A 17,856-nucleotide genomic window follows, 5' to 3' on the forward strand; every position below is an offset into this window, starting at 1 on the left:
TCAGTCTTCCCTCTCGTCCTTGGCCCGGCCCAGCAGTTCGCGCAGCAGCCGCTCGTCCTGCGGCGCCAGGGAGGTGACGAAGCTGGCCAGCACCGCCTCCCTGTCGCTTTCGGCGTCAAGCACCTTGCGCATCTTGTGCGCCGCCAGGCCCGCCTGGTCCGAGGCCGGCGTCCAGGCGAAGGACCGGCCGGCGCGCTCGCGGGTCACCGCGCCCTTGGCCAGCAGCCGGGTGAGGATCGTGATCACCGTCGTATAGGCGAGGTCTCCGCCGAGGCGCTCCTGCACCCACCCCGCGCTCGCCGGGCCGTCCGCCTCGCTCAGGGCCGACAGGACGAGTGCCTCCAGTTCACCCTGCCCCCGCCGCCGGGGACGCTGCCGCTGGTCCGTCACGCCCTGTCTCCCTTCCGCTGACCCCGAGTTCACGGGTGGTCCATCGTATGGACGTACCACGGCCGACCACCGCGCCACGGTGCTCCGCCGCCCCTCACCACAGCATCTACATGATTGTAGAAGCTACGCTGCCCGGACAGGTTCTTCCGTGCCGCACGGACGGCAACGACACAAGGAGAGACGGTGGACATGGGCGTCATCGCATGGCTGGTTCTGGGGCTTCTCGCAGGGGCCATCGCCAAGGCCGTCCTGCCCGAGCGCGATCCGGGCGGACTCATCGGTACGACGGTCATCGGCATCGCGGGGGCCTTCCTGGGCGGCTGGCTCTCGGCGAGGTTCCTCGACCGGCCGGTGCAGCGGGAGTTCTTCGACGCCGCCACCTGGGGCTCGGCCGTCGCGGACGCGCTGGTCCTGCCGATCGGCTACCGCATCCTCTTCGGCAACTCCCGCGACTGACCGGCCACGCCGCTGCACCCGCCACACCATTTCTCGGCCATACGCGACACGGCCGATCTCCGAGGCCACGCAAACCCTTCCTCGTTTTCTACAGTGTTGTAGTTTTTATACCCGGGGCCGCCAGGCCCTGACCTGACGCATCGACAAGGAGTACCCGTGGGAGTTTCCCTGTCCAAGGGCGGCAACGTCTCACTCAGCAAGGAGGCACCGGGCCTTACCGCAGTCCTGGTCGGCCTTGGCTGGGACGTGCGCACCACCACCGGCACCGACTACGACCTCGACGCCTCCGCGCTGCTGCTCGACGCCTCCGGCAAGGTGCTGTCCAACCAGCACTTCATCTTCTACAACAACCTCAAGAGCCCGGACGGTTCGGTCGAGCACACCGGCGACAACCTCACCGGTGAGGGCGAGGGCGACGACGAGGTGGTCAAGGTGAACCTCGCGGGCGTGCCCGCCGAGGTCGACAGGATCGTCTTCCCGGTCTCCATCCACGACGCCGAGAACCGCGGCCACAGCTTCGGCCAGGTCCGCGGCGCCTTCATCCGCGTCGTCAACCAGGCCGGCGGCGCCGAGATCGCCCGCTACGACCTGTCCGAGGACGCGGCCACCGAGACCGCGATGGTCTTCGGCGAGCTGTACCGGGGCGGCGCCGAGTGGAAGTTCCGCGCGGTCGGCCAGGGCTACGCCTCGGGCCTCGCGGGCATCGCCACCGACTTCGGCGTCGGCGTCTGACACAGGCTGCCCGCCCCCGGGGTCTGATCCCCGCGGGCGGGCCCGGCACACCCTCGTCCAGCGCCGAAGCACCCCTACCCGTCAGGAGACCATGTGGCCGACCCCTCTGGCCTCCGCCCCCAGGACCGGGCGGACTTCGAAGCCGTACTGCACCTGGCGCTGAACACCCCGGACATCCTGGGCGCCCTGCGCGCCGACCCTACCGGCCGGGCCACCACGCGCCTGCGCCTGCGGGCCCTCGCCGACGCCGACGAGATCACGGCGGCGGCCTACGCCGAGTACCGCACCTATCTCACCTGTTCCGCCTCGAACGCGTCCGCCGAGGAGACCACACCGCGCCGACCCGCCGCCGGCCTGGTTACCGCCCTTGCGGTGCCCACGCCGCCCGTGGCCGCCTCATCCGCCGCTGTCCTGCTCCTCCTCGACTACCTGCTCCAGCTGACCGACGTTCGGGGCACACTGCCCGGCTCGCTCATAGCCGCCGGCTGGATCCTCACTCTCATCGCGGCCTTGAGCGCACTCATCGCCCTCACCGCGCTGCTGGGCACGGCGATACGCGGGCGCGGCGCCTCCGCACACCCCGCCCGACTGGAGCAGGCACGGCTGGACTGGCAGCAAGCCCTGCTGGAGCGCGGCATGCTGCCCCACCTACGCCGGTCGATCGGCGAGGATCCGCTCCTCCACCCGGCGCCGCCCACTGCCACGCCTACCACCGACTCCAAGAGCGGGCCCCCGCTCACCGGCTAGCAGCCATGCCGTCCGGACGGCCGAGCAGACGGTCCCGGACAGTTCCCTCAACAGCGCCAAACCCGAAGGAGAAGCCCCCATGTCGGTCAACATGACCAAGGGTCAGCAGATCAGCCTGAACAAGGCCGACGGCAGCGCCCTGAGCTCCGTCCGGATGGGCCTGGGCTGGCAGGCCGCGCCCCGCAAGGGCTTCCTCGCCAAGCTCACCGGAGGCAGCGACATCGACCTGGACGCGTCGGCCGTACTCTTCGCCGCCGGGCAGCCGGTCGACGTCGTCTACTTCCAGCACCTGGTCAGCGACGACGGCTCCGTCCGGCACACCGGCGACAACCTCACCGGCGGGGCCGGCGCCGGAGGCGACGACGAAGCCGTCCTCGTCGACCTGGCCCGCGTCCCCGCGCAGGTCGACCAGATCGTCTTCACGGTCAACTCCTTCACCGGCCAGACCTTCGCCGAAGTACAGAACGCGTTTTGCCGCCTGGTCGACGAGACCACGGGAGCCGAGCTGGCCCGCTACACCCTCACTGGCGGTGGCAAGCACACCGCCCAGATCATGGCCAAGGTCCACCGCACCGGCAGCGGCTGGCAGATGAAGGCCATCGGCGAACCCGCCACCGGCCGCACCTTCAAGGACCTGCTGCCGTCCATCGCCACCCACCTGTAGACGGGTGACAGACCGCAGGTCCAGCGGCCACATACCGGGCACGGCAACCGATCACAGACCCGGACGGCGACACCGCCGTCCCCACGCCCCCGATACACCTGGCCGTAATCGGCCCGGGCCGTACAGGAGACAGGACCCGCATGTTCGGACTGAGCGAACTCGCCGTCATCCTCATCGTCGTCATAGCCGTCCTCGCCGCCAAGAAACTCCCCGACCTCGCCCGCTCCGCCGGCAAGTCGGCCCGCATCCTCAAAGCCGAGGCCCGCGCCATGAAGAACGAAGAGCCCCAGGCAGACGCAGCTCCCCACATCGTCCAAGGCGAGACCATCTCTCCGGCCAGCACCACCCCCGGTACGGACCAGCAGTCCGCCCGGAACCCTGAGCGCCCCGGCGGCGCACCTGGAACACCGGACAACGGCAGCAGGCCGTAGGACGGCAGCGGGCTACTCGACTGCTTGGCCAGCCCAGTTTTCGCGTGCACACGAAAACGCACACGGTCTTTTGACACTCTTTCGGTCTGGGCTTTTGGTCCAACGCTGGCAGTGATCGAGCGGCTGCGGTCCGCTGCGCTGCCCGGCTGCTGATCAGTGACCGGCCTCGTTGGAGCAGCGGGCAGTTCGTTGCGGATCAGCACGCGGATCGTCGCTCGCCAACGGCGGTCTGGCTTCCCTCGACGGTGGGGAGGGCTTTGTCGAGCAGGGCTTCGACGCATGTCGGCGACGGCGGGCGCGGCGCGGAGGCGCGAGAGGGTGGAGTGTAGGGCATCCTCCAGGTGTCAGTCAGTGCCGGACGCGGGCAGTCCGGCAGCGGCGAGTGCATGGCGCAGGTCCGCCGTGGTCGGCGCGCCGTCAGCAGTGCCGTCCGTATGCCGGTACAGCCGCCAGGACACGCTGGGCCTGGACTGCTCCGTGGCGAACGGGTCGACGTCGTTCAGCAGGATGGTGGGTGATCCGGTCATCTTCCAGTGCGCTGCCCCTGCCTCGTCCGACACCTCGACAAAGTCCACACGTACTTCTCGACCGTCCAGGGCCCTTTCGATCCGGTGGCGCACGACCGAGACGTTCGGGCAACCGGGGACCGGAGAGACAGGACATCTCCCTCACCAGCCGGGAGACCGAAACGCTGGAACTGCTCGCAGACGGGCTCAGCAACAAGCAGATCGCACGGGCGCTGAGAATCTCCACCCATGGTGCGAAGCGCCTCGTAGGTGCTGTGCTGCTGAAGCTGGGTGCCCCCAACCGCACCGCGGCTGTGGCCATCGCGATGCATGCCGGGCTGGTGGGCGCCCGCTCCGGGACTGGAGCCGCCCTTCCGTCGTCGCTAGTGCTCTGACCGGGAAGGTTCGCCGGGTCGGCGGTTCCAGCGGTTGGATGTCCGGAGACGTCCGATCCGAACGTTGGGGGTGTGGTGGCTGAGCCTGTCCGTGTGCGCAGGTTGACCGACCAGGAAGGGCAGAAGCTGCAGCACATCGTGCGCCGGGGCAGCACCAGCTCGGTGCGATACCGGCGCGCGATGATGCTGCTGGCCTCGGCCGGCGGAAACCGGGTCCCGGTGATCGCGAAGTTGGTGCGGGCCGATGAGGACACCGTCCGCGACGTGCACCGGTTCAACGAGATCGGTCTGGCCTGCCTGGACCCTCGGTGGGCGGGAGGCCGTCCCCGCCTGCTCAGCCCTGACGACGAGAACTTCGTCGTCCAGACGGCCACCACCCGCCCGACCAAGCTCGGCCAGCCCTTCACCCGCTGGTGCATCCGCAAACTCGCCGCCTACCTGCGGAAAGTGCACGGCCGTGTGATCCGGATCGGCCGCGAGGCATTACGGGTGCCTGCTCGCCCGCCGCGGCATCACCTTCCAACGCACCAAAACCTGGAAGGAGTCGCCCGACCCCGAGCGCGATGCCAACGGCGAATGACAGTAGGCCGCAACCGCCGACGGGCCCCGGCAAGGTCCGGCGCGATGGGCTCAACCGTCGAAGAGATCCGCCTGCTCCCAACGAGCTGGAACCGGCTCGCCCGTGTCGAGCAAGTTCTCGAGTTGCGCAGCATCCTCGGCATCCAAGCCCAGGACCAGCCGGAGAGTTGTTCCCAGCAGCTCGGCATACGGAAGGTCCTGCTGATACGAAACTGCACCGCAGCGGAATGCGAGTAGGGGTGAGGGCTTGCGCTTCGACCACACCCTCCTCCTGCCCCAACGCGGCGCTTATCCCGTCGAGTTGCGGATCATGCGTGACGTCCTCGCCCGGAGTGTCGTACCCGATGCTGCGGTTGGTCATCAGCATCCGGATTGAAGTCAAAGGGATGGCGAACCTGGCGGCCCGCTCTCGGACCTCGGCCAGCACGGGCGCCTCGTACTCCTCTGGAGCGTCGAGATCCTTACGGCCGGCGGCCAGAAGTCGGCGGAGACGGGCCGATGAAGCGCACCCCGCCTACGGAAGTCACTCAACGTGTCCCCCCCCAGAGTGATGGCCTTCGTCTCAGCGCTGCCCGTGACGGCGTTCCTCCCTGGGGAGAATCTGGGGAGCATCCGCGCCGTTGGGGAGAGCCTGGGGAGGATCGGCTGCGTAACGCGGCACCAAGCCGCAAGGCACTGAAAGAAGCATTAACGCAGGTCAGCTACCTATTCCGAGGCATCGACGCAGGTCAGCGCCACCTGGTGGACAACTTCATGACGACCGCGTCGTCCTTGCCCACCAGCAGGGGCAGGAAGGCGTACGTCATCCGGATCGTGCCGAGCAGGTTGACCGTGACGTGATCCTCGGCGACCAGGAGTCCTGCCGGGTCGAGGAGGTTCTCCCGCAGCATGATGCCGGCGTTGATGACCAGGACGTTCAGCCCCGAGTGGCGCGCCGCCACGGTCTCGCGGGCCCGGGCGTTCGAGTCGGGGTCGGCGACGTCGAGGACGAGCGCGTCGATGCCCGGGTGCTCGGCCGTGATCTCGTCGAGGAGTTCCTTGCGCCGGCCGGCGACGACCACCTTGTTGCCGCCTCGTGCAGGCGCAGGGCCAGTCCGAGCCCGATGCCCGAGGTTCCGCCGGTGATCAGGATCGTGTTGCCGGTCATCTTCATGGGGGTCTCGCTCCTTCGTCGCGGCGGGCCGGTGAGCGCCCGCGGCCTCGACCGTAGGGGCGCCCGCGCAGGGGCGGGAGAGGAAGGTTTATCCATGGATCGGCGATCCCTGGCGGAGCCGTAGAAGACGCCACAGCCGGTCAGCGCCTCCAGCCCCGGAGCCGCGAGCCGCGGTAGGAGACCCGGTGGCCAGGATCACGGGACCCGGCCGGCTCCAGCGTCCGCGAGCTTCCGCAGCAGCGCGGCGATGACCTGCTTCCCGCCGGCGTTGATGATGTAGGCGGCGTGTCCGGCGCCGTGGCCGGGGCGGCACGCACGCGGTGTCGGCCGACCTGAGCACCGCGGAAGGAGTCTCCGCCCTCATCGACAGCGCGCTCGCCGAGCTGGGCGGCATCGACCTGCTGGTGAACAACATGGGAGGCGGAGACAAGGCGACCGTCCGCTTCCTCGATGTCGACGACACCGAGTGGACCAGCGCGTTCGACATCAACCTGCTCAGCACCATCCGGGTCACGCGTGCGGCCCTGCCCAGCCTGGTCGAGCGCCGGGGAGCGATCATCGCTGCCCGGAAGCTATGGATTCAGGATTTTCTGAATCCATAAACCTGTGTACTGTCATCCGTGTGCTGACTCTCGCCTCCGACATCGACGCGCTGGCCCGCTTCGGCCGCGCGCTCGCCGACCCGATCCGCTGCCGCGTCCTGCTCGCCCTCCGCGAGGCGCCCGCCCATCCGGCCGACCTCGCCGAGCGCCTGGAGATCTCCCGCACCCGGCTGTCGAACCATCTCGCGTGCCTGCGCGACTGCGGCATCGTCGTCGCCGTCCCCGTAGGCCGACGCGTCCGCTACGAGCTGGCCGACGCCCGCCTCGGCCATGCCCTGGACGACCTGCGTGGCGCCGTCGTGGCCATCGACGCCGACCGGACCTGCCCGGACGCCGACGAGAAGGACTGCTGCTGATGGCGGTGCAGATATCCGTCGGCCCCGCTCCGCAGCGCCGCACCCAACTCGCCCGGCGTATACGGCTCCTGGTCGCCGCCACCATCACCTACAACGTCATCGAGGCGTTCGTCGCGATCATCGCAGGTACGATCGCCTCCTCCACCGCCCTGATCGGTTTCGGCCTGGATTCCGTCATCGAGGTCACCTCGGCCGCGGCCGTCGCCTGGCAGTTCTCCGCCCGCGAGCACGCCGTCCGCCAGGCGCGCGAGAAGACCGCCCTGCGGATCATCGCCGTCTCCTTCTTCGCGCTCGCCGCCTACGTCACCGTCGACTCCGTCCGCGCCCTGACCGGCACCGGCGAAGCCGCGCACTCCACCCCGGGCATCGTGCTCGCCGCGCTGTCCCTCGCGGTGATGCCGTTCCTGTCCGCGGCCCAGCGCAAGGCCGGGCGTGAACTCGGCTCGGCCTCGGCCGTGGCCGACTCCAAACAGACTCTGTTGTGCACGTACCTCTCCGCGGTCCTGCTCGTCGGGCTGCTCGCCAACTCCCTCCTCGGCTGGTCCTGGGCCGACCCGGCCGCAGCCCTCGTCATCGCCGCCGTCGCGGTCAAGGAAGGACGCGAGGCATGGCGGGGCGAGGCCTGTTGCTCCGTGCCGGTCGGCCTCCCCGAGGCAGCGGGGCGGGAGACGGGCGACCGGGAGGGCTGCGGATGCGGCCCGGAGTGCTCGTGCCACGGACCCTGCGCGTAGCCCACGCATACAGAGCTACAGCAGCCCAACTCCCCCAGTTGGACGATGAGTCCGAATCGCCGTGGCCGCCGTTGAACTCGACGACGTTGCCTGCATGGCCGCCCGCATCAAGCAGGCCGCTGAGCCCCGCCACGAAGGTTCAGCCAGTGGCAGTGGTGACGGGGCACGCCGCTGCGCCAACAGGGCGGGCCGGCGGGCTACCGGCCGACCGCGGGCGAACCCGGACGCTGCGGTGCCCCGGGCACGGCCGACGCGGCCGGCCGGTTGCGGGCCAGCATGATCGCGGGCACCGCGGCAAGGACGAAGAGCACCCCCGCCATCGCGACGTAGAGGTACACGCCGGTCGCCGTGCTCACCATGGCACCGTCGGCAGAAGTGGCGGGAGCTCGGGTCGCTCTGAGCACCTCGCCCCCGGCGATGTTGAAGACGACCGAGCCGAGAGCGAGCACGACCGACACCAGACCGGCGATCGTGCCCTGCCGTTCGGGCGCTACGAAGCTGGTCGCCAGGTTGTAGCCGGAGGCGCCGATCGCGCCGGCGGCCATGCCGAGCACGGCGCCGCAGGCGATAGCCATCGGGAGCGCCGATACGCCCGCCAGCATCGCGAAGGTCCCCACTGTCCCGACGGCGATGCCGCCGAGGAGGGGCAGCGCGGGACCGAACCGCCCCGCGATCCATCCGGCGCACGTGCCGCCGATCACGATGCCGGCATTGGGCGTGGCGAGCAGCACCGCGATCGACTCTCCGTCGCCAAGACCGTAACCGAGCCCCAGTTCGGGGGGCACCTGGGCGACGATACCCGTCAGTTGCAGCAGGCTCCGGAAGGAGCCTGCTGCCAGGACCAGGGCCAGCAGCGTCAGCAGGATCGGGCGGGAGAGGGCCCGGATGTCGATGATGGGTTCGTCGACCCGCAGCGCGAGGAACGCCCAACCGGCCAACGCGGCGGCACCGGCCGCCAGCAGCGCGATCATGCCTCCGGACAGCCATCCGAGGTCTCTGCCGAGACTGATGTAGGCGAGCACCGCGCCGAGTCCGCCGCCGAGCAGGAACGCCCCGCGCACGTCGATCCGGCCGGTGCTGCGGATCGGCGACTCCGGGATGAAGGAGCGCACGCAGAGCGCGGCCGCCGCGGCGAGCAGCGCCGCCGTGATGAACACGCTCCGGTAGCCGAGTTCTTCAATGACCGGCTGCATCAGGTACGGCTCGATGACTCCGACGATCGATGAGCCGGACGTCACGAGCCCGACCAGGGCCATCGCCACCCGCGGGGTGCAGATCTGGCGTGCGAGGGCCACCGTGAGGAAGACCGCGGCGAAGGCGGCGCCTTGGAGGAAGCGCCCCACCAGGAAGATCCAGACGTTGGGGGCAGCGAGGCAGACCAGCGCTCCGGTGCAGGACAGGAGCAGCGTGCAGATGAGTATCCGGCGCTTGCCGAAGATGTCGGAACTCTTCGCGAGCAGCGGCGACCAGATGGCCCCGGCCAGCATCGCGCTTGCGTTCAGCCACGCGACCTGATCGGTGTCGAGGTGCTCCAGTAACTGGGGCATGACCATCATGGGCGAGCCGATGGCCACGTCGGCCAGGACGTTGGCGAGGGTGAGAACGGCAGCCCAGAGGATGAGCCGCTTACTCCAGCGATGCTCTTGGGTGCCGGGGGCGGGCTTTTCCAGCGTGTCTTCCACTATGCATTGTCTCCAGCGCATTGGGGGTGAGGTCCCGGGGAACGTGCGGACGCCCGTTTCCGGGGTCTGCCGAGGGTCAGTGGGCGTTGTCCGCATGACGCCGGGGAACCGGATGCCAGTCGCATTGCGCCGGGTTCAGGGCGCACCGTTGCCGGGTGCCCGCAGCGCCTTGTTGCGGGCGGCAATGGCAGCCCAGGTGGTCGGCAGCATGCGGTCGCGACCGCTGTAGACACGGTCCTGGGCGAACGTGACATAGGGGCGCTGTCGGGCCTCGTACCGTGCGAAGGCGGCGGTGTGGTCATTGCCGCACCGTTCGAGTTCTTCGGCGAGAAAGCGGGCGCCGGTGAGCGCGAGTGAGGTGCCCCGGCCGGACAGGAAGGCCGGGCTGTACCCGGCGTCCCCGACGAGGACGACGCGGCCTCGGTGCCAGGAGGGCAGGTGGATCTGGCTCGCGGAGGTGAAGAAGAAACCCGGATCGGCGAGGGCCGCATCGAGCAACTCCGGGATCCGCCACGACCGGTAGCCCGCGAAGGCGTCGATGAGGATCTTCTTCTGGGCGTCCAGGTCGTGGTGGTCGTAGTCGATCCGTTCCGAGCGGAACTGGAAGACCGCAACGGCCTTGCCCTTGTACCGGAAGAGGCCTGCCATCCGGCCGGGAACGTTATAGATCGAGTTATGTATCGAGTTGGCGCCCTCGGACTGCGCCTCGCCGGGGTGGTCGGCGAGCGCGAAGTAGACACCGAGGTGCCGGAGGTAGTCCTCCTCGGGCCCGAACACCAGCCTGCGTACCGCGGAATGCTGGCCGTCGGCACCGAGCACCAGATCGTACCGCCCGGTGCGGCCCGATTCGAAACGCACGTCGACACCGCCGTCGACACCGCCGTCGGTCAGTGTCTCGATCGAGTCGCCGAAGCGGATCGCCGCAGTGTCCGGGAGGGCGTCGGCGAGGATACGCACGAGGTCCTCGCGCAGGAGCTCGATGTCGTCGTCGGAGTCGCTGATCTCCGCCATCGGGATCCGGGCCACCGGCTTGCCGTCGCTGTCGACGAACTGGGTGAGCTCCGACATCCGGACCCGTTGCTTCTGGATCTTCGCGAGCAGTCCCATCCTGTCCGCGGTCTCGATCGCATCACCGCGGATGTCGATGGGTGTGCCGGTGAGCCGGAGGTGGCGGCCGTACTCGACAACGGTGACGTCGTCGCCGCGGGTGCCGAGCTCAAGTGCGCTGGCGAGCCCGGCGATACCGGCTCCGGAGACAAGGATGTTCACGTGTGCGCGCTCCAGGTTTCGCTGAGGTGGGTGGGCGATCGGACCGGCTGCCGCTCGCCGGTCCGACAGGCGAACCAGCGGAGCAGTGCGGTCGGCGGGCAGGCCGCTGACGTGGCGGTCCGATGATTAAAGAAACAAGCTGTCGCTTTTAGCGAGCCTACTTCCCACCGGCTTGCACCGCAACGCCGCACCTGGCGACAATCGGCACCCGAGCCAGAACAGGAGGTGAGCGCGGCGATGGCCAACGGGACCGCTGACCGGCCGCCCGCCCGCCGCCCCGGCGGCCGCAACGCGCGGGTGAGAGCGCAGATCCTCGACGCGACCGTCGAACTCGTGGCGCGCGACGGCATCGCGGGCTTCCGCTACGAGGAGGTCGCCGAGTTCGCCGGCGTGCACAAGACCAGCGTCTACCGCAACTGGCCCGACCGCGAGGAGTTGGTGGTCGAAGCCCTGCTGCGCTACGCCGAGGATCTCGCCTCGGTCGCCGACACCGGCGACATCCACCGGGACCTGGTGGACTTCCTGCTGGCCCTCGCCGGTGGCCTGGAAACGCCGTTCGGCCGGACGCTGGAACAGGCCATCCAGCCCGCCCGCCACAGCTCCACCGTCCAGGCGCTGACCAGGATCCTCGACCAGCGCGTGGCCGCCATTCAGCGGCGGGTGGACACCGCTGTCGACCGGGGCGAACTCCCCCCGGTCGACAGCTCCTTCCTCGGCGAGATGATCTCCGGCCCGGTGCACCTCATCGTCAACCGCGGCATGCGCCCCTTCACGCGCACGGACGCGGAGCGCATCGTCGGCGTGGTGCTCGCCGGCATCCGGGCCACGGCACCGCACGTCTGAGCAATCGCCCCGGCCGCACCGTTCGGGCCGAAGGCCAACGCGCCCGTCACGTCCGCGCTCAGCGCAGCAAGTCGCGGTGCCGCACCAGTTCGGGCGTGCAGGGACGCGATCCGCGGGCGGGTTCAGGAAGCGCTGGTTCCGCCGCTCGGCCGGGACACCGTACGCATCCATCTGACGGCGCCACTACGGGAGTTCATCGACGCGAACGCCGACTGGCTCACGGTGTTCCAGCTGCACGTGCCGGAGGTTCGCCCACCTCCAGACGCGGCCAGTCCGCGAGGTCACGCAGCAGTTGACGGTCGTGCGTGGCGACGACGACGGCGGCGCTCGTGTGGCGGATCGCGTCGGCGAGTTCGTCGACCAGTGCCGGTGACAGGTGGTTGGTCGGTTCGTCCAGCAGGATCAGCCCGGGCCGCCCGGCCAGCGCCAGTGCCAGGTCGAGGCGCCGCTGCTGCCCCTGCGACATCCGCCCGACCGGAGTGCGCATCGCCTCGGAGTCCAGCAGACCCAGTGCCCCGAGCGGGACGGTCTCGGCTTCGCGGAGCGCCCCGTGGGCCACCAGCCGTCCCACGTGACGGGCGTGCACCTCGCGGGCCGTGAGTCCTGGCTCCTGCGGGGCGGTCTCCTGGGTGACCCGGACGATCCGTGCGCCGTTCACCGTCCGGACGTGCCCGTCCGTGGGCTGGAGCGCACCGGCCAGCACTGCGAGCAGCGTGGACTTCCCGGCACCGTTCGGTCCGGTGACGAGCAGCCGGTCACCCCCGTCCAGGGTGAGGTCGACCGGACCGGCCAGCCGGCCTTCGACGGCGATGCCGTACGCCCGCAGCTGCGGCGCACCCGGGCGGACACCGAGGTCCGGCCACCGCAACGGCGACGGCGGCTCCGGTACGTCGATCCGGTGCGCCTCCAGCGCTTCCTGCTGCCGGTTCAGGGACTGTACGACGCCCAGTGCGCGCGACTGGCGCTGGTGCTTGGCGGTCCCCTTGTCCGGCCGCCAGCCGGTGGAGAGCCGGTCGCGGGCCTTCGACACCGCGTCCTTGAGCCGCCGGTGCTCAGCCAGCTGTTCGTCGTGGTCCTGCTCCCAGCGCGCACGCTCACGACGCCGGGCGTCCTGCCAGGCGTCGTAGCCGCCGGCATACAGGCGCGGCTTCCCGTCGCGGGTCGGGTCCAGGTCGAGGAACCGGTCCGCGACATCGCGCAGCAGCGCCCTGTCGTGGCTCACGACGGCGAGCCCGCCGTCGTGCTCGCGCAGCCTGCGGGTGAGGAAGTCCAGCCCGTCCGCGTCGAGGTGGTTGGTTGGCTCGTCGAGCAGCAGGACGTCGTGCCGCGCGCCGAGCAGGCACGCCAGCCGGACGCGGTAGCGCTGTCCGACCGACAGCGTCGACAGGGGACGGTCGCGTTCGGTGCAGGCACCGAGGGCTTCGAGGGCGACGTCGACGCGGCGTTCGGCGTCCCACGCGTCGAGCCGGGTGGCGGCGTCGAGCGCGGCGGCGTAGCGGTCGTCGGCAGCGGGATCGCCGTCCGACATGGCGAGGGTCGCCTCGTCCAGCGCGGCGAGAGCCGCGAGCGACGAGGCCAGCGCCTCCGACGTCAGGGTGCCTACGCTCGCACCGTCCCGCGCGGACAGCTCCTGGCGGGCCAGACCGGTCGTACCGGCGCGGTGCACGCTGCCCTCGTCGGGCGTGATGAGTCCGGCGAGGACGTGCAGCAGAGTTGTCTTGCCGCGGCCGTTCTCGCCGACGACGGCGACCCGTGACCGGGCGGAGACGGTGACCGAGACGTCGTTCAGGACACGCCGGGACCCGCGGGTGACGGTGACGCTCTCGGCTCGGATGTGCGCACTACCGCCCGCCTCGACGGGCATGGACATGGTTTCGGGGGTCGGGTTGAGGTTCAACGGATGCTCCGCAGCTCGCAGTCGAGCCGGGCAGCAAGAAGTGGCCGCCCGGCGGGAACCGGGACGGCGAGCGCTGATTCAACAGGGAGAAGGCGCCGCCGTCAGCGGGCGGAGCGAACCTTCTGCGACCAGATACCTCGTGCCATGACGATCACGATAGCAGCGCCGGCGCCTCTGTTCCTCCGGGTTTTTCCGGCGTACGGGACCCGGTGACGTCGGCCATGCCCGATTCCCAAGGCTCCTGGTCCGCGCACCTACCTCTTCCGCATCAGGCCATGAACCAAGCGGCGAAGCCCCCGTCGTACGCGGGGCGGACGGGATCGGAGTGGGCGACAATCCTCCCCACCGACTTGACCCGCGCCGCCGGGGCTTCGCCCCCAGTGAGCGTCGGGCGACAGGACCGGTGCCTTGCGTTCCGCTTGTGCTCGGATCTCAACGTGCGCTTCGTGAGCAGTGATGCGGAACGCCTCTTCGTAGGAAGCCAAGGCTGCGCTCATCGCCCCGCCGGTGAGACCCCGGCGGCGCATACGCAAGGCCAGCCACGCGAAGAACCCCAGGACTGCGGCAAGGCCGGCAATCAGCGCCAGGAAAGGTAAGAACGCCTCCACGGCCGCCGACTCTACTGGCCGGCCCTCGTCACTGACCCACCCTCCCGTCGATGCACTCCCGCAAGAGGTCGGCGTGGCCACAGTGGCGGGCATACTCCTCGATCCGGTGCACCATCAGCTCCCGGACCGATGTGCCGTCCTTCCCCAAACGCTCCCCGAGGTCCGGGTGCTCCGCCAGCGCCGCATCGGTCGCGGCCTGCTCGCGCGCCAGATCGGAGTACGCGGCGTCGACCTGGGCCTGGTCGGCGACGGCTCCGTCGAAGTCCGCGTCGCGCTCGCCGTACAGCTTCGGCAGCGGATCCCCGTCGCTGATCCAGTTGCGCCAGTCCCGTTCCACCTCGGCGAGGTGCCGGAGCAGGCCGAGCAGCGACATCGTGGACGGCGGAACCGAACGACGGGCCAGTTGCTCCGCGTCCAGACCCTCGCACTTCATCGCCAGGGTCATGCGATAGCCCGTCAGGAAGTCCAGCAGCGTCGCCAACTCCCCGTCCGGACTGACTCCTTCGCTGTTACGGGGGTCCTCATCCGGGTCAGCCCACATGTCGGGGTAGATGGTTGCCTGGCTCCAGCGTGCGGGGTGGTCATTCATGCGTGCCATATTCGTCGGTGAGGGTTCACACTCGCCAGTGCGGCGGGCTTGAAGTGTTCTCGATGATCATTACGTCACCCTTCCCTGCTCGCGGACAACCGCTGAGCTCCCTGCAGGCTTGTGCCGTGCGGCAAGGCGGTCACGATGCACCGCGTCAGGGCCAGGTCACGCAATCCGGGAGGCGGTTGGATGCCGAACAGTGCGGGGAGTCATCCGTCCTCCGACGGCGGTGCCGTTCGCCGAACCATGTGCGCCGCGTACTTCTCCATCAGGGAAGCCCCGATGGAGATGACGGCGTAACTATGAGCAGTCTTCAAAGGTAAGAGCGCACGTCATGTCGGCTGTCCGCACCGCCGTAGCTGGAAGCCGCGACGACGCGAGGGCGCCGACGGTGGACACGGCACGCTCAGCTGAACGGTCGTGGGCCGCCGCACCGATCCGCTGGCTGCGCACGGCCGACTCGGTCCGGTCACGCACGCAGTTCTGCACCACGCGGCGCAATGGCAGGTCCCACGGCGATTTGGCGAGCGCCGCGGCCAGTCAGCCGAAGAACACCTCGAACTCGTCGTACAGCGACGGGTCGACCATCTTGGGCTTTGCTGTGGCGTCGGCGAGGGGGAGGCGGACGATCCTGGTGCTCTGCAGGGCGACCATGACGCCGAAGTCGCCGTCCTTGACCGCTTCGATGGCGTGCAGCCCGAAGCGAGTGGCCAGCCACCGGTCGAACGCGCTCGGGGTACCGCCGCGTTGGACGTGGCCCAGGACCGTGGTGCGGGCGTCCTTGCTGGTGCGGTCCGAGATCTCCCGGGCCAGCCATTCCCCGATACCGGACAGCCGCACATGGCCGTACTCGTCCAGCGTCTGATCCTTGGTGATCATCTGCCCCTCTTTGGGGACTGCCCCTTCGGCGACCACGACGATCGGCGCGTAGTTGATCTTGAATCGGTTCTTCACCTGCTCACAGACGTCATCGATGTCGAAGGGCCGCTCAGGGATGAGGATCACGTTGGCACCGCCCGCGATGCCGGCGTGCAGGGCGATCCACCCGGAGTGCCGCCCCATCACCTCAACCACCAGGGTGCGCATGTGGGACTCGGCGGTGGTGTGCAGACGGTCGATGGCCTCGGTCGCGATGCCTACGGCGGTGTCGAAGCCGAAGGTGTAGTCGGTGCCGGACACGTCGTTGTCGATGGTCTTCGGCACGCCGACCAGACGGATCCCCTGTCGGCTCAGCTCGGTGGCCACACCGAGCGTGTCCTCACCGCCGATCACGACGAGCGCGTCCACGTCGTGCGCGGCGAGGGTGTCCCGCACGCGCCGCACCCCGTCCTCGTGCTTGAAGGGGTTGGTTCGGGAGGAGCCGAGGATGGTCCCGCCACGGGGGAGGATTCCCCTCACGCTGGAGATGTCCAGCGGCATGACATTGCCCTTGAGCAAACCGAGCCAGCCGTCCCGCACACCGACGAAGTCGAAGGCGTATTCCTGGACGCCTTTGCGGACGACGCTGCGGATCACGGCGTTGAGTCCGGGACAGTCGCCGCCACCGGTGAGAACTCCGACCCTCATGGGCTTCCTCCCATCCGCTGGTCACCCCGCCCGGCCGCGGCCTTCCCGGCGATCACATCCGCTGTCTGGGGCACATGGATCGCCTCCTTCCAGCCTCCCTCCATTCGATGCGCAGTGGCCACTCGACGTGCGCAGGAGCCGGGCGGCTCGCTCGAGGGGATACGGGCCTGCGTGATTACCTACAGCGATCGATCCGCTACGCATGGTTATTCTGAGGGTGCGGTCGTGACTGCTACCCGATCCAGTCCACCCCCTGCGCTGCGCCGACCCTGGCGGGCCACAGAACGGAGCACCGAAGAGTGAAGCTTCAGCGGAAGAGCGGGCTGCGCATGGTGGCGGTCGGCTCGGCGGTCGTCTCCGTCTCCGGCGCTCTGCTCCTGACGGCTTGCGGCTCAAGCGACAGTTCCCGGCCCTCCGGCAGTTCGCCCGTGGCTGCCTCGCCCGCCACCACCGCGGGTGCCGGCGGCGTCAAGTGCGGCAAGGCGGCCACTGTGTCGGCTTCCGGCTCGACTGCGCAGGAGTTCGCGATGCAGTTCTGGATCAAGAACTTCATGCGGGCCTGCCCCGGTACCCGGATCAGCTACGAAGGCAACGGCTCAGGTGCCGGCCAGACGGATTTCCTGAAGGGCAGGACCGCCTTCGCAGGTTCCGACTCCGCACTGAGCGCCACCCAGATCACCCAGTCCAAGAGTGTCTGCTCCAATGACGGTCGAGCCGTCCACCTGCCGATGCTCGGCGGCCCGATCGCGATCGCCTACAACCTGCCGGGGGTCAGCAAGCTGGTCCTGGATGCCCCCACCCTCGCCAAGGTCTTCGACGCGCAGATCACGAAGTGGAACGATCCCGCGATCGCCAAGCTCAACCCCGGCGCCAAGCTGCCGTCGACGCCGATCCAGGCGTCACACCGGTCCGATTCCTCCGGCACGACGGACAACCTCACCTCCTACCTGAGCGCCGCCGCACCGAGCGCCTGGTCGTACGGGCACAGCAAGGAGTGGATGGCCAAGGGCGGCCGGTCCGCCAAGGGTTCCTCGGGCATCGCCGAACAGGTGAAGAAGACCGTGGGTGCGATCGGCTACGTCGAGCTGTCGTACGCGATCGCCCGCAACATTCCCACGGTCGCGATCGCCACCGGCGCCCCCGCTCCGGTCGACGCCAGTGTCCTCACGGCATCCAAGGCGCTCGCCGATGCCAAAATCGCGGGCGCCGACGACGACCTCGTGCTCAAACTCGACTACGCGACCAAGGCCCCGGGCGCCTACCCGATCGACCTGGTCACGTACGAGATCGTCTGCGACAAGGGCAACAGACCGGCGACGTGGTCCACCACCAAGGCATTCCTGACGTACATCGCCGGCCCCGAGGGCCAGGAGGACCTGAGCTTCCAGGGCTACGCGACACTCCCGGCCACCATCGTGAACAAGGTCCGCAGCAAGATCAACAACCTGTCCTAGGCCAGCGCGCCTCGCCGACGCTTGGAGATGTGCTCGGGCCTGCCGTGCGACGGCGTCTTGCTGCGCCAGACAGGACCCGCCAGGACTCGGTTGCCGGGCGAGGGTCTCGTCGTACGCCCGCCGGACCTCCCCCATCCCACCGCGTCCGATCGACTCGTCCAGCCGGTGGCGGCCCGCCATCAGCACCTGTTGTCATCCTCTTGCCG

At 69.4% G+C, this 17,856-nt stretch carries 18 protein-coding genes and 2 pseudogenes; 12 read left to right on the top strand and 8 right to left on the bottom strand.

From position 1 onward, the window contains the following. The gene (locus QQY66_RS00615) at positions 1–390 is read right to left on the bottom strand and encodes a BlaI/MecI/CopY family transcriptional regulator (RefSeq protein ID WP_301977050.1); all 390 of its coding nucleotides are present in this window, start codon (positions 388–390) and stop codon (positions 1–3) included. Positions 391–579: 189 nt separating this feature from the next. Between QQY66_RS00615 and QQY66_RS00620 the strand changes: the two genes are divergently transcribed. The 5 genes from QQY66_RS00620 to QQY66_RS00640 all read left to right on the top strand — a co-directional run bounded on the left by QQY66_RS00620 (position 580) and on the right by QQY66_RS00640 (position 3,420). Then, entirely contained in the window at positions 580–846 is a 267-nt protein-coding gene (locus tag QQY66_RS00620) for a GlsB/YeaQ/YmgE family stress response membrane protein (RefSeq protein ID WP_301977051.1), read from the top strand. A 156-nt stretch (positions 847–1,002) separates the two neighbouring features. Next, entirely contained in the window at positions 1,003–1,578 is a 576-nt protein-coding gene (locus QQY66_RS00625; protein WP_301977052.1) for a TerD family protein, read from the top strand. A 93-nt stretch (positions 1,579–1,671) separates the two neighbouring features. Then, complete coding sequence (locus QQY66_RS00630; RefSeq protein WP_301977053.1) at positions 1,672–2,325, top strand: hypothetical protein; 654 nt, start codon at positions 1,672–1,674, stop codon at positions 2,323–2,325. Between the two features lie 79 nt (positions 2,326–2,404). Then, positions 2,405–2,989, top strand: coding sequence for a TerD family protein (locus QQY66_RS00635; RefSeq protein ID WP_301977054.1), 585 nt, complete (start codon positions 2,405–2,407; stop codon positions 2,987–2,989). Between the two features lie 140 nt (positions 2,990–3,129). Then, positions 3,130–3,420 (top strand): twin-arginine translocase TatA/TatE family subunit, encoded by a 291-nt coding sequence (locus tag QQY66_RS00640; protein WP_301977055.1) that lies wholly within the window; start codon positions 3,130–3,132, stop codon positions 3,418–3,420. Positions 3,421–3,764: 344 nt separating this feature from the next. Here QQY66_RS00640 and QQY66_RS00645 read toward each other — a convergent pair whose 3' ends face one another. Beyond that, a complete protein-coding gene (locus tag QQY66_RS00645; RefSeq protein ID WP_301987753.1) occupies positions 3,765–3,995 on the bottom strand; it encodes a hypothetical protein in 231 nt (76 codons plus the stop codon). On the opposite strand from QQY66_RS00645, the gene QQY66_RS00650 reads away from it, so the two are divergent. Together QQY66_RS00650 and QQY66_RS00655 are read left to right on the top strand one after the other, a co-directional pair. Then, a complete protein-coding gene (locus QQY66_RS00650) occupies positions 3,935–4,321 on the top strand; it encodes a response regulator transcription factor (protein WP_301977056.1) in 387 nt (128 codons plus the stop codon). The two genes, QQY66_RS00645 and QQY66_RS00650, sit on opposite strands and share 61 nt — an antisense overlap. A gap of 75 nt (positions 4,322–4,396) precedes the next feature. Further along, a pseudogene (locus QQY66_RS00655) lies at positions 4,397–4,889 on the top strand (transposase); the annotation flags it as partial. Positions 4,890–5,628: 739 nt separating this feature from the next. Here the strand turns inward: QQY66_RS00655 and QQY66_RS00660 are convergent. Then, positions 5,629–5,961, bottom strand: a complete 333-nt coding sequence (locus QQY66_RS00660) for an SDR family NAD(P)-dependent oxidoreductase (RefSeq protein WP_301977057.1) — start codon at positions 5,959–5,961, stop codon at positions 5,629–5,631. A gap of 406 nt (positions 5,962–6,367) precedes the next feature. On the opposite strand from QQY66_RS00660, the pseudogene QQY66_RS00665 reads away from it, so the two are divergent. The 3 genes and pseudogenes from QQY66_RS00665 to QQY66_RS00675 all read left to right on the top strand — a co-directional run. Next, positions 6,368–6,655 (top strand): annotated as a pseudogene (locus QQY66_RS00665) (SDR family NAD(P)-dependent oxidoreductase); the annotation flags it as partial. A gap of 20 nt (positions 6,656–6,675) precedes the next feature. Continuing rightward, the gene (locus QQY66_RS00670; protein WP_301977058.1) at positions 6,676–7,011 is read left to right on the top strand and encodes a helix-turn-helix transcriptional regulator; all 336 of its coding nucleotides are present in this window, start codon (positions 6,676–6,678) and stop codon (positions 7,009–7,011) included. Further along, positions 7,011–7,742, top strand: coding sequence for a cation transporter (locus QQY66_RS00675; protein ID WP_301977059.1), 732 nt, complete (start codon positions 7,011–7,013; stop codon positions 7,740–7,742). The genes QQY66_RS00670 and QQY66_RS00675 overlap by 1 nt, the downstream gene beginning before the upstream one ends. Before the next feature lie 197 nt (positions 7,743–7,939). On the opposite strand, the gene QQY66_RS00680 is transcribed toward QQY66_RS00675, so the two are convergent. Beyond that, on the bottom strand, positions 7,940–9,424 hold the full coding sequence (locus tag QQY66_RS00680) for an MFS transporter (protein WP_301977060.1): 1,485 nt from the start codon (positions 9,422–9,424) through the stop codon (positions 7,940–7,942). A 135-nt stretch (positions 9,425–9,559) separates the two neighbouring features. Continuing rightward, a complete protein-coding gene (locus QQY66_RS00685; protein ID WP_301977061.1) occupies positions 9,560–10,693 on the bottom strand; it encodes an FAD-dependent monooxygenase in 1,134 nt (377 codons plus the stop codon). A gap of 237 nt (positions 10,694–10,930) precedes the next feature. Here QQY66_RS00685 and QQY66_RS00690 point away from each other — a divergent pair, with 237 nt between their 5' ends. Next, positions 10,931–11,536 carry a TetR/AcrR family transcriptional regulator gene (locus QQY66_RS00690; protein WP_301977062.1) on the top strand — a complete coding sequence of 202 codons (606 nt, stop codon included), beginning with the start codon at positions 10,931–10,933 and terminating at the stop codon, positions 11,534–11,536. Between the two features lie 217 nt (positions 11,537–11,753). On the opposite strand, the gene QQY66_RS00695 is transcribed toward QQY66_RS00690, so the two are convergent. The 3 genes from QQY66_RS00695 to QQY66_RS00710 form a co-directional block, all read right to left on the bottom strand. Continuing rightward, entirely contained in the window at positions 11,754–13,406 is a 1,653-nt protein-coding gene (locus QQY66_RS00695) for an ABC-F family ATP-binding cassette domain-containing protein (protein ID WP_301977063.1), read from the bottom strand. A 663-nt stretch (positions 13,407–14,069) separates the two neighbouring features. Next, positions 14,070–14,639, bottom strand: coding sequence for a DinB family protein (locus QQY66_RS00705; RefSeq protein ID WP_301977065.1), 570 nt, complete (start codon positions 14,637–14,639; stop codon positions 14,070–14,072). 531 nt (positions 14,640–15,170) lie between these two features. Next, positions 15,171–16,196: a 6-phosphofructokinase gene (locus QQY66_RS00710; RefSeq protein ID WP_301977066.1), complete on the bottom strand. Its 1,026-nt coding sequence runs from the start codon at positions 16,194–16,196 to the stop codon at positions 15,171–15,173. Between the two features lie 299 nt (positions 16,197–16,495). Here QQY66_RS00710 and pstS point away from each other — a divergent pair, with 299 nt between their 5' ends. Next, a complete protein-coding gene (gene pstS / locus QQY66_RS00715; RefSeq protein ID WP_301977067.1) occupies positions 16,496–17,650 on the top strand; it encodes a phosphate ABC transporter substrate-binding protein PstS in 1,155 nt (384 codons plus the stop codon). Positions 17,651–17,856: the final 206 nt, after the last annotated feature.

It is taken from the genome of Streptomyces sp. DG2A-72, assembly GCF_030499575.1.
Taxonomy (GTDB): domain Bacteria; phylum Actinomycetota; class Actinomycetes; order Streptomycetales; family Streptomycetaceae; genus Streptomyces.

Coding starts and splice junctions, on each gene's coding strand:
- QQY66_RS00635 (WP_301977054.1), top strand. CDS start 2,405: ATGTCGGTCAACATGACCAAGGGTCAGCAGATCAGCCTGAACAAGGCC.
- QQY66_RS00620 (WP_301977051.1), top strand. CDS start 580: ATGGGCGTCATCGCATGGCTGGTTCTGGGGCTTCTCGCAGGGGCCATC.
- QQY66_RS00695 (WP_301977063.1), bottom strand. CDS start 13,406: ATGTCCATGCCCGTCGAGGCGGGCGGTAGTGCGCACATCCGAGCCGAG.
- QQY66_RS00675 (WP_301977059.1), top strand. CDS start 7,011: ATGGCGGTGCAGATATCCGTCGGCCCCGCTCCGCAGCGCCGCACCCAA.
- QQY66_RS00640 (WP_301977055.1), top strand. CDS start 3,130: ATGTTCGGACTGAGCGAACTCGCCGTCATCCTCATCGTCGTCATAGCC.
- QQY66_RS00710 (WP_301977066.1), bottom strand. CDS start 16,196: ATGAGGGTCGGAGTTCTCACCGGTGGCGGCGACTGTCCCGGACTCAAC.
- QQY66_RS00705 (WP_301977065.1), bottom strand. CDS start 14,639: ATGGCACGCATGAATGACCACCCCGCACGCTGGAGCCAGGCAACCATC.
- QQY66_RS00690 (WP_301977062.1), top strand. CDS start 10,931: ATGGCCAACGGGACCGCTGACCGGCCGCCCGCCCGCCGCCCCGGCGGC.